At 33.0% G+C, this 11,257-nt stretch carries 16 protein-coding genes; all 16 read left to right on the forward strand.

Annotation, left to right across the window (positions count from 1 at the left end; genetic code table 11):
• Window positions 1-70 precede the first annotated feature (70 nt).
• On the forward strand, window positions 71-259 hold the full coding sequence (locus tag J6Y29_02910) for a hypothetical protein (protein ID MBP5426828.1): 189 nt from the start codon (window positions 71-73) through the stop codon (window positions 257-259).
• Window position 260: 1 nt separating this feature from the next.
• Window positions 261-1,583 (forward strand): phage tail sheath family protein, encoded by a 1,323-nt coding sequence (locus J6Y29_02915; GenBank protein ID MBP5426829.1) that lies wholly within the window; start codon window positions 261-263, stop codon window positions 1,581-1,583.
• Between the two features lie 25 nt (window positions 1,584-1,608).
• The gene (locus J6Y29_02920; GenBank protein MBP5426830.1) at window positions 1,609-2,067 is read left to right on the forward strand and encodes a phage tail tube protein; all 459 of its coding nucleotides are present in this window, start codon (window positions 1,609-1,611) and stop codon (window positions 2,065-2,067) included.
• A gap of 82 nt (window positions 2,068-2,149) precedes the next feature.
• Window positions 2,150-2,578, forward strand: coding sequence for a phage portal protein (locus tag J6Y29_02925; protein MBP5426831.1), 429 nt, complete (start codon window positions 2,150-2,152; stop codon window positions 2,576-2,578).
• Window positions 2,578-2,757 (forward strand): hypothetical protein, encoded by a 180-nt coding sequence (locus J6Y29_02930; protein ID MBP5426832.1) that lies wholly within the window; start codon window positions 2,578-2,580, stop codon window positions 2,755-2,757. Before J6Y29_02925 ends, J6Y29_02930 begins: the two co-directional genes overlap by 1 nt.
• Window positions 2,758-2,775: 18 nt before the next feature.
• Window positions 2,776-4,881: a hypothetical protein gene (locus J6Y29_02935; GenBank protein ID MBP5426833.1), complete on the forward strand. Its 2,106-nt coding sequence runs from the start codon at window positions 2,776-2,778 to the stop codon at window positions 4,879-4,881.
• The gene (locus J6Y29_02940) at window positions 4,881-5,540 is read left to right on the forward strand and encodes a LysM peptidoglycan-binding domain-containing protein (GenBank protein MBP5426834.1); all 660 of its coding nucleotides are present in this window, start codon (window positions 4,881-4,883) and stop codon (window positions 5,538-5,540) included. The genes J6Y29_02935 and J6Y29_02940 overlap by 1 nt, the downstream gene beginning before the upstream one ends.
• A gap of 48 nt (window positions 5,541-5,588) precedes the next feature.
• On the forward strand, window positions 5,589-6,512 hold the full coding sequence (locus J6Y29_02945) for a hydrolase (protein ID MBP5426835.1): 924 nt from the start codon (window positions 5,589-5,591) through the stop codon (window positions 6,510-6,512).
• Window positions 6,505-6,879, forward strand: a complete 375-nt coding sequence (locus J6Y29_02950) for a DUF2577 domain-containing protein (GenBank protein MBP5426836.1) — start codon at window positions 6,505-6,507, stop codon at window positions 6,877-6,879. The genes J6Y29_02945 and J6Y29_02950 overlap by 8 nt, the downstream gene beginning before the upstream one ends.
• A 4-nt stretch (window positions 6,880-6,883) precedes the next feature.
• Window positions 6,884-7,279 (forward strand): DUF2634 domain-containing protein, encoded by a 396-nt coding sequence (locus J6Y29_02955; GenBank protein ID MBP5426837.1) that lies wholly within the window; start codon window positions 6,884-6,886, stop codon window positions 7,277-7,279.
• The gene (locus J6Y29_02960; protein MBP5426838.1) at window positions 7,279-8,370 is read left to right on the forward strand and encodes a baseplate J/gp47 family protein; all 1,092 of its coding nucleotides are present in this window, start codon (window positions 7,279-7,281) and stop codon (window positions 8,368-8,370) included. Before J6Y29_02955 ends, J6Y29_02960 begins: the two co-directional genes overlap by 1 nt.
• Complete coding sequence (locus J6Y29_02965; GenBank protein ID MBP5426839.1) at window positions 8,348-8,893, forward strand: DUF2313 domain-containing protein; 546 nt, start codon at window positions 8,348-8,350, stop codon at window positions 8,891-8,893. Before J6Y29_02960 ends, J6Y29_02965 begins: the two co-directional genes overlap by 23 nt.
• The gene (locus J6Y29_02970; protein MBP5426840.1) at window positions 8,893-9,732 is read left to right on the forward strand and encodes a hypothetical protein; all 840 of its coding nucleotides are present in this window, start codon (window positions 8,893-8,895) and stop codon (window positions 9,730-9,732) included. The genes J6Y29_02965 and J6Y29_02970 overlap by 1 nt, the downstream gene beginning before the upstream one ends.
• Window positions 9,733-9,746: 14 nt before the next feature.
• The gene (locus J6Y29_02975) at window positions 9,747-10,571 is read left to right on the forward strand and encodes a hypothetical protein (GenBank protein ID MBP5426841.1); all 825 of its coding nucleotides are present in this window, start codon (window positions 9,747-9,749) and stop codon (window positions 10,569-10,571) included.
• 5 nt (window positions 10,572-10,576) lie between these two features.
• Window positions 10,577-10,936 carry a hypothetical protein gene (locus J6Y29_02980; protein MBP5426842.1) on the forward strand — a complete coding sequence of 120 codons (360 nt, stop codon included), beginning with the start codon at window positions 10,577-10,579 and terminating at the stop codon, window positions 10,934-10,936.
• Window positions 10,937-10,993: 57 nt separating this feature from the next.
• Window positions 10,994-11,257: hypothetical protein (locus J6Y29_02985; protein MBP5426843.1), on the forward strand; the 264-nt coding region annotated here is incomplete at its 3' end.

Genomic DNA, 11,257 nt, shown 5'->3' on the forward strand with positions numbered 1-11,257 from the left:
AAAAAGTAGAAAAAAAAGATCTAATGAGAGATGTAGATACTAAAGTTGGTATTAGAGAGGAGGTAATATAATGGCGGAGAAAACGTCAAAAATAGCTTCAAATGATGTTATTTTATACACAAAAGGTCAATTACTATCTTTTAATAAATATAAAGAAATAAGGGATATTCTAAGCGTAGTTTTAGTTGACGACAAAAAATATTCTATACAGGAAACAGAAGAGTTAGTAAAAAAATTTAAAGAAAGTAAGGTGAGATAATATGGCGTTAGGCGGTGGAATGTGGGTAACACAAAATAAAAAGCTACCAGGTGCATATATAAATTTTGTAAGTAGCAAAAATGCGAATGCGATACTGTCAGATAGAGGTATTGTAGCAATGCCTATTATAATAGGCTGGGGGAAAGATGATGAAGTGTTTGAGGTAACAGGTGAAGATTTCAAAGAAAATAGTTTAAAACTTTTAGGATATGGTCTTGCGGATGATGCACTTGCTCCACTTCGTGATCTATTTTTGAATATTAAAAAAGCTTATCTATACAAGGTCAACACAGGCGGAGCAAAGGCTGATAATACATATTGTACTGCAAAGTATAAAGGAACAAGAGGCAACCAAATAAAAACAGTTATATTAGCGGATGAAACATCAACAGTGGAAAATCCAGTATATGTAGTACAAACATATTTTTCAGGAGTGTTAGTTGATGAACAAAAAGCAATAACAGCAATGGCTGACTTAGTAGATAATGATTATTGTTATTGGAAAGCATCAGCTACACTTGCATTGACTGCTGGGATAACATGTAGTGGTGGTACAGATGGAGAGGCTACGGCTGCATCGTATCAAGCATTTTTAAGTGCTATAGAAAGTTATAGTTTTAACGTGGTAGGATGTCCTAGTACAACATCTAGTATTAAAGCCTTGTTTGTAGCATGGGCTAAGAGAATGAGAGATGAGATAGGTTTAAAATTTCAGGTGGTGTTGCATCAGTATGCAGAGGCGGATTATGAAGGTGTAATATCAGTTGAGAATAATTTGGTAGGAGAAGGGATAACCACAGGCAAACTTGTATATTGGGTAGCCGGTGCAGAGGCTGGATGTGCTGTTAATAAATCACTTAGCAATACAGTATATAATGGTGAGTTTGATATAAATGTAAGTTATAGTCAGACTCAATTAGAAACAATGCTTGAGTCAGGTAAATTTGTATTCCACAAGGTAAATGATAAGATTCGTGTATTGACTGATATAAATACATTTGTTACAACAACAGAAGAAAAGAAATCAGACTTTTCTAAGAACCAAGTAATAAGAGTATTAGACCAAATAGGCAACGATGTCGCAGCAATTTTTAACACAAAGTATTTAGGAAATATCCCAAATGATAATTCAGGAAGGATAAGTTTGTGGAATGATATTGTAAAGCATCATCAGGAGCTAGAAAGACTAAGAGCGATAGAAGATTTTAGTGCAGATAGTGTTACAGTAGAAAAAGGAGATACAAAAGAATCAGTGGTAATAACAGATTACATAACTCCAATATATGCAATGGAGAAATTGTACATGACAATAGTTGTACAATAATAATATTTGGGAGGAGGAATAAATTATGGCAGTTATGCATGCAAAGGATGCAATTAGTGCATCACTCGCTGAATGTTTTATAACTTTAGATGGAAATAGAATAAATTTCATGCAAGCAATTAATTTAGAAGCAAATATAGAAAAGGATAAAACAGAGGTTCCAATTTTAGGGAAGACGGGGAAAGGGAATAAAACGACTGGTTGGAAAGGGACAGGTTCGGCTACTTTTCATTATAATACATCCGTGTTTAGGGAGCTTCTTTTAAAATATAAAAATACTGGAGAGGATATATATTTTGATATCCAAGTGACCAATGAGGATCCAACATCAGCTGTTGGTAGACAAACAGTAATATTAAAAGACTGTAATTTAGATGGAGGACTTTTAACTAAGTTTGATGCGGATGCAGAGTATATAGATGAAAGTGTAGACTTTACATTTGAAGATTTTGAAATTCCAGAAAAGTTCTCTAGGTTGAACTAGTCGGAAAAACCGACAGGTTAAAAAATAGTAGAGGGCTTTATAAAGCTCTCTAAAATTATATAACAGAGGAGAGAAAATTATAATGAACAATTTAACAGCATTCCTAAAAGAAAATGCAATAAAGGTTGAAAATATAAAGTATGTTGCATCAAAAAGATATGTTGATGGAGATGGTAAGCCTATAGAGTGGGAAATACAAGGAGTTACATCTGATGAGGATGAAGCGATAAGGAAAGCTTGCACCAAAAAGGTGCCAGTCTCGGGGAAAAAATATCAATATACAACAGAGACGGATTACCAAGCATATGTGGGAAAACTTGCAGCACGATGTACAGTATACCCTAATTTAAATGATGCGAGTCTACAAGATTCATACGGTGTAATGGGAGCAGATGCATTACTTAAAAAGATGTTAACTGCAGGAGAATATGCAGAATATTTGATGAAGATTCAAGAAATTAATGGATTTGATGTGAGTTTTGAAGATAAGGTAGAAGAGGCAAAAAACTAATTAATGGAGGCGATGTAGAGTCCTGTGTGGCATACTATTGTCTTCATAAATTAGAAATATTGCCGTCACAATTTATTAATCTTCCAGTGAATGAAAAAGCTTTTATTGTAGCATCTATTCAATTAAAGATTGAACATGACAAAAAAGAAGCTAAAAAAATAAAAGCTAAAAGAAAGTAGGTGGGAAGGAGGGGGAAAATGGCGACAATAAAAAGTGCAATACAATTAACAGATGGAATGAGTCCGGTACTAAAGAATATGACAAATGCTTTAAATACAGTTATAAATAGTTTTGAGAGTATGCAAAAGGTATCATCAAATGCAATAAACGTAAATTCGTTACAAGGTGCAAGGGAAGAACTTAGTAAAGTAGAAAACGAATTTACTAGAATAGAGGAAAATATCAAGGATGCAAGCAATAAACAAAAACAGTTTAACGAAGATATGAGAAATGGTGGAAGTGCTGCAGATAGCTTAGGAAGTAAAATAAAAAGTATTGCAAGTGGGTTGTTAGGTTTTGCGGCAGTAAGGAAAGGAATAAGTTTTATTAGTGGTAGTATGGATTTAAATAATATACAAACAAATGCAGAGAATCAATTAAAAGTAACACTTAAAAACATGGGAGCAGTATCTGGGGCGTATGATGAGATTAAGAAGAAAGCCTCAGAGATACAGCAAAATGGTATATATGGGGATGAATCATTGATAGCAGGTGCAGCAGAATTTGCAACCTACATGAAAGATACAGATGCAATTAAAAAGATGATGGATACATTGGCTAACTATTCTATAGGTATGTCTGGTGGAGGAGAGCTAGATACACAAGCAATAGTGAATTATGCTACAAACTTAGGTAAGATAACCAATGGAGCATTTGATGCAATGACTAAAAAGGGTTTTACATTTACAGATGCGCAAAAAGCTGTTATAAATGGAACAGCTAAAGAAAGTGAGTATGTAGAAGTTTTAGGAGAAAAGTATAAAGATATGACACAAGATATGCGTGCTGCTACAGTTATAAGTGAGGTAATAGGTGAGTCATGGAGTGGGTTGTATGATAAAATGAGTAACACTCCACAAGGTGCTATAATATCGTTTAAAAATGCATGGGGTGATGTGAGGGAAGAAGTGGGTAAGGTAGCTTCTATAGGAATAATGGACTTTTTTAATTCTATTAGGGATAGTCTACCTACAATAAAAGAAATGTGTATGAGCTTTGCAACTGCAGTATCATGGATAGCATCAAGACTTGGTGATGTAATATCAATAGCAGCAGATGTTGTAGAATTTTTTAAATCTCATTGGTCAATAATAGAGCCAATAGTTTTAGGAGTAGCAACAGCTTTTATTTTATATAAAGGGGCAATGCTAGCGGCGGCAGCTATAACAGCAATACAAACGGCGGCAACATTTGCATTAACGGTAGCACAGCATGGACTAAATGCAGCAATGGCAGCTAGTCCTTTAACTTGGGTTTTAATGATTATAGTGGCAATTGTTGCTGCAGTAGTTGCAGTATGTCAAGCCATAGCCAATGCTACAGGTGTAGCAAAGAGCTTTTTTGGTGTTATAACTGGAGGAATTAATGTAGCATTAACTGCAATGAAAAATTTATTTTTTACGTATTGTAATATAGTATTAGGTATATGGAATGGCTTTTGGGCATGTTGCGATAATATAGGAATAGCATTTCATAATGCAATACAAGGGGTTAAATCATTGTTTTATAGCCTATTATCAACAGCTTTAAATGTGGTAGCTGGAATTTGTAAAGCTTTAAATAAATTGCCATTTATTGAATTTGATTATTCTGGTATTACTAATAAGGCAGAAGATTATGCTAGAAAAGCAGATGAAGCACAAAAAGGTAAGAAAGAATATGTGGATATAAAGGAAGCATTTGATAAAGGGATGAGTACATTCGAAACATTTAAAGATGGATGGGCAAAGGAAGCATGGGATAGTGGCTCAAAGTGGGGAGATGGAGTAGTAGATAGTGTCAAAAGTATGTTTGAAGTAAAAGGATTAGATACAAATGATGATTTAAAAAATAATACAGGACAGATAGCAGAAGATACAGCAGCCATGAAAAATTCAATGGATGCATTAGAAGATTCACTAGAGTATATGGTGGATATCGCAGAACGAGAAGCAATAAACAGATATACAACAGCAGAAATAAAAGTTGATATGACTAATAATAATAGTATCAATAATAGTATGGACATAGATGGTGTAGTTGATGCATTAAGTACTAAAGTATATGAAGCAATGTTAGTGAGTGCAGAGGGGGTGCATTACTAATGTATATATTTTTTATGAATGGTATAGAACTTCCAGTGACTCCTTCTAAACTAACCATAAGTATTAAAAACAACAATAAGACTATAAATCTTATAAACGAGGGAGATATAAATATATTAAAACAACCAGGACTAACAGAAATAAGTTTTGAAGCACTAATCCCACAAACTAATTATGTATTTGCAAAAAATGATAATAATGCAAAATATTATTTAGATCTATTTGAAAAATTGAAAGGGTCAAAGAAATCATTTCAATTTATTGTAATTAGGCTAAGAGAAAAAGATATTTTGTTTAATAGTAATATATCAGTAAGTCTTGAGGATTATACAATAACAGAAGATGCAAAAAATGGATTAGATTTAAATGTGTCAATAAAGTTAAAACAGTACAAAGCTTATGGTACAAAAAAAGTTATAGTACAAAATGGAGTGGCAATAGTACAAGATTCAAGAGATATAAAAACCGCTCCAGATAATAAAACACATGCAGTAGTCAGTGGAGATTCTTTGTGGGCGATATCTAAGAAATATTATAACGATGGTAGTAAGTATGATTCAATATATCAGGCTAATAAAACATTGATAGATGCTGCTAATTCTGGACAAGGTGTTAGTAAGTATACAATACACGAAGGTCAAGTACTTACTATTCCATAGGAGGTGTTTTTTGTGGGATATACGTTATATATACAACACGGAGAACGAATGTTTGAGCCTGTAGTAGAATCAGATGTGCAGTGGGAAACATCAAGAAAAGGAATGCCAGGTAAGCTAACATTTAAGGTAGTAAAGGATGATATTTTGAATTTTACAGAGGGGGATGCAGTATCGTTTTATGATGGAGAAGATATAGTGTTCTTTGGATTTGTGTTTAGTAAGTCTAGAAATAAAGATGGAGCGATTAGTGTTACAGCGTATGACCAATTAAGATATTTGAAAAATAAGGACACGTATGTATATGAGAATAAGACAGCATCAGAGGTTGTTCAGATGTTAGCAGAAGATTTTTCACTGAAATTAGGTAGTATAGAAGATACAAAACATAAGATTGAGACAAGGGTAGAAGACAATCAGACATTATTTGATATTATACAAAATGCATTGGACATAACATTGTTATCTACAAAGCAAATGTATGTGTTGTATGATAATGCAGGAAAGCTTACATTATCCAATATTGAATCAATGAAAATAAATGTGTTGATAGATGAAAATGTAGCAGAAGATTTGGATTATAAGACATCTATTGATGGAGAAACATATAATCAAATAAAACTTATATATGAAAATAAAGATGCAGGTAAGAGGGAGATATATATATCAAAAGATGGAGAGAATATCAATAAATGGGGAGTATTACAATATTTTGAAAAGATTAATTCTGATCAAGGGGCAAAAGATAAGGCAGATGGCATGCTAAAATTATACAACAATAAAACAAGAAATCTTACAATTAAGGAAGCGGTAGGATATTCTAAAGTTAGGGCAGGTAGTATGATTATGGTATCACTAAAGTTAGGAGAAATTGATGCTAATTCATGGCTTATAGCAGAAAAGGTAAAACATAAATATTCTGAAGGATTACATACAATGGATTTAGACTTAGTAGGAGGTGTGTTGAATGCCTAGTCTTAACGAAACAATAAGTCAGATTGCTAAGAATGCATATAGTGCAATAAAGCCGTCTGATATAATTTTTGGTACAGTAATTAGTACAGAGCCGCTTCAAATATCAATAGAACAGAAGATAACACTAACAAAAAAGCAATTGTATTTAAGTTCATTGGTACAGGATTTTGATGTATATATGGAAGTTGACCATACTACAGAAAATAAAAGTGGTGGTAGCGGATCAGCAAGTTTTGCAGCACATAATCATGATTATAAAGGTACAAAAGTATTTAAAGTAAAATTGGGATTACAAGAAGGGGATAAAGTAGTAATGATAAGAAATTTAGGTGGACAAAAATATTTTGTTTTAGATAGAGTGAGGTGATAAAATGCTGCCACAAGTAGATGCAGTAATTGATTTTGATGTGCAAGAGCCTACATCTAGGACATTTAGTTTGCAAATAGATAATAATAGAATAAAGGGATATAAAGATGGAATAGAAGCGGTTAAGCAAGCAATATATTTGATGCTTAATGTGGAGCGGTATAAGTATGTAATATATTCGTGGAATTATGGAGTGGAGTTAGAGGATTTAATAGGAAAGCCAATATATTATGTCAAAGTAGAGTTGGAGAGAAGGATAAAAGAGGCATTGATGCAGGATACAAGAATAAAGGATGTATATAATTTTTCGTATATATCTAATAAAGATACACTAACTTGTAGGTTCAATGTGGATACTATATTTGGAACAATTGATACGGAAAAGGTGGTGAGTATATAATGTATGAGGCTAAAACATATGAAAGTATATTAAGCCAAATGATTAATGCTGTTAATACTTCTAATCCCAATATAGATACAAGAGAAGGCTCTATTATATATACGGCATTAGCACCAGCAGCGGTTGAATTAGCTAATATGTATATAGAGTTAGACAATGTTTTAAATGAAAGTTTTGCAGATACACAAACTAGAGATTTTTTGATAAGAAGAGCATCAGAGAGAGGAGTTGTTGTAAAAAATGCAACACCTGCAATAAGAAAGGGTGAGTTTACGCCAAGTACACTTGATATTCCTATAGGATCTAGATTTTCGCTAAATATGCTAAATTATAAAGTGATAGAAAAAGTGTCAAATGAAGTGTATAAGTTGGAGTGTGAAAGTGCTGGAATTGATGGGAATAATGAAACAGGAGCATTAATACCAATAGATTATATAGACGGATTAGAGACAGCTACATTGACAGATGTACTAATACCAGGTGAGGATGAAGAAGATACCGAAAGTTTAAGACAACGTTATTTAGATTCGCTAAATTCTCCTGCTTTTGGAGGAAATGTATCAGACTATAAAAATAAAACAAAAGCATTGCAAGGAGTAGGAGGAGTTAAAGTATATCCTACTTGGAACGGCGGAGGAACTGTAAAGCTTGTTATAATTAATTCTTCATACGAGTCACCATCTAGTACATTTGTTGATGAAATCCAAACAGCAATAGACCCTGCCTCTAATCAAGGAGAAGGTATTGGACTTGCACCAATAGGACATGTTGTCACAGTACAAGGAGTAGGAGAAACAACAGTTGATATATCAACAACAATTACATTAAGAGATACATGGGTATGGGAAGATATATTGCCATATTTGCAAAATAAAATTGATGAATATTTTTTGGAGCTAGCAAAAACTTGGGAAAATGAAAGTGCATTGGTTGTTAGAATTAGCCAAATAGAATCAAGACTTTTAGAATTAGAAGGAGTTTTAGATATTGAGAATACTAAAATTAATAATGAATCTAGTAATTTGGTTCTTAATGCAAATAACATTCCTGTAAGGGGTGAGATAACTAATGTATCACAAGGAACTGATTAAATATATTCCATATATGTTGCAAGATATTAGAGAATATAAAGCAATACTAGAAGATGGAGAACAAGAAAAAATTGATATATTGTGGCAGAACTTAGAAGATACGCTAAATAATCAGTTTGTTGAATCTGCAAATGAAGCGGGTGTTAGAAGATATGAAAAGATATTAAATATATCTCCTAAAACAACGGCTACACTTGAAGAAAGAAAATTTACGATTAAGTCTAGGTTGAATGAAGAATTACCGTTCACGTTAAATATGTTAAAAGAAAAACTAAAAATGCTTTGTGGAGATGATGGATATATTGTAGTATTAATTCCAGAAGAGTATAGATTAGTTGTTGGATTAGGGCTTGTTGCAATGAACAATTATTATGATATAGAAAAATTATTAAAAAAAATGGTTCCAGCAAATATAGTGATAGAAATAAGTGAGATATATAATAGACATTCAGGCTTACATGGATTTACTTATGAAGAGCTAGAAGAGTACACAAACAATCAATTAAGAAATGAGGTGTTTTAATGGCTACATATACAGAAAATTTGAATCTTAAAAAGCCAAATCCTGAAGATTTCTATAATATATCAGATTTCAACGGAAATTCAGACATAATAGATAATGCTGTAGAGGGAAAAGCCAGTAAACTTATTAATGGGATTAGTGGGGACTTAGTTGAAATTGATACAAATGGAGATATAAAGGATAGTGGTGTTAGTTTAAACGAATTAGTATTAGCAGAGGAATTTGCCGAATATATTCAGCAAATTGGAGGATTTAAAAAATATACAACAGCAGGAGAATATTCTTTTAAAGTTCCGTTTGGTATCACAAACCTTACCATATCATTAATTAGTGGCGGAGGCGGTGGCGGAAGTGGATTTAATGAGTATGGAGGCGGTGGTGGTGGTCGAGGAGCATATGTGATAGACCAAGTAATAAACGTTACGCCTAAAGAAACGCTTACTGTAATTGTAGGCGAAGGAGGAACTGGTGGTATTGGGAATGAAACTCTAATAAATAATTCTAGCATTAACACTGCCGGAGAATCAGGTGGTATATCATGTATAAAAAGAGGAGAAAATGTGTTAGTTACAGCGAATGAAGGAACGAAAGGTGGAAGAGGTTATAGATCTTTTAATTCTTATGGAGGTGGGTATGGAGGTTCAATAGATGGTACAAATGGAGGGTATAGAGAAGTTGGAAAAGGAGGAGAAACAGAATTATTTAAAGGTTATGGTAATGGAGGTAATGGTGGCTATTCTTTAAGTTCGTCAGATGAAGAACATAATGGATACTCAGGGACAAACGGAGCAGTAGTAATTTGTTTTGGAGATTATCATTTTACAGATATTAACTTGTAAATGGAGGTAATAGAATGCAATCAGGACAAAAGATAACACTAGATTTTGCAATAAAAAATAGTGTTAAAATTGTATCGAAACAAAATGATATTGATTCTAGATATCTGATAATAACACTAAAAAACAACAGACAAGCTGTAACTATTTCTCCATCTGCAACTGTAGTACTTAATATAACTCGTTTAGACGGAGAAAAGAAATGTTACAGAGCTATAGTAGAAAATAATGTGGTTATAGCATTTTTAAGTGATTGGGCACTCGAATTAGAAGGAATAATTAAATGTGATATATCTATTATAGAGAATGGCGAACGACTTACTACAATGCCTTTTAAGGTAGATGTAGTTTTTGTTTGTTGTAATAGTGATGATATCGAAGATTCAACTAGCGAAGATATAATGACAGAATTAATACAAATGCTTGGTGAGTATGAAGGAGAAAAAGAGCACTTAGAACAAATTGATTCTACTTTAGAAAATCATACAAATAGTATACATACATTAGAAAATTCGGTAATTGATAATACAGCAAACATCGCAAAAAATAGTAGTGATATTGCAATTTTAGAGACAATAGTAGATAAATTAAGTAATCCAATAACGAGCCAGATAATTACGATAACACGTGATGACTGGATATATAATGCAAGTATAAATAAATATGAATGTACGATTGAAAAAGATACGGTAACGCCGTCAACATATATAATAGTCAATGAGTACGAAGGATTGCTCGTTGATGCGGAAATTGAATCTAATAATGGTTCATATACAATTACTGCCCTCGTTAAACCGACTGGGGCAGTAAATTTATTATTAATATTTTTAAAAGGAGGATGATGTAAATGAGAGGTCAATTTAACTCATCAGGAGCAATCGCAGCACTAGATGCGAGAATATCAGCCAATACAACAGCAATAGAAGGCTTGGGAGTAAAAAGATTAGATGTAACTATAGCTTCTAGTGCTTGGACAGAAAACCAAACAACTCATAAATATGAGTATACAGGGAGCAATACTCATGTAACAGCAGATACTTACATCGAAGGTATATTAGATGAAGAGAATGCTGCAAAGTTTGAAGATGGTTATATTAATTCAGGCGCTGGCTCATTTACAATAATTACATCAACAGCTCCAACAACATCAGTATCAATGACATTGTTATTAATTGAAACTACTGATGTAACTGAGACTAATCCATAGTGAGTGCTGGGTGATAAACCCAGTGCTGTAAAAATATTAATAATAGGAGGGGAAATTATGCAAGGAAGAATGAATATACCGGTCAAAGGTGGAGGTGGCGGAGAAGGATTAGAACTAAATGTGTTCGCACAATCAGCAGAGCCTACCGAAAAGAATGGGATATGGATTAATACAAGCGCTAGTGGGTCTTTACCTGCGATAGATAAGTTCGAGTATGAAAATATAAATATTCTTAATTATAATGCATATAAGAATGGTTTTAATCCTATTTATGGAAGACTTACAGACATTCCATATAATTTCTATAGAGGGTCAGCAGTG

The organism is Clostridiales bacterium (genome assembly GCA_017961515.1).
Classification (GTDB): Bacteria; Bacillota; Clostridia; order Acetivibrionales; family RGIG10202; genus RGIG10202.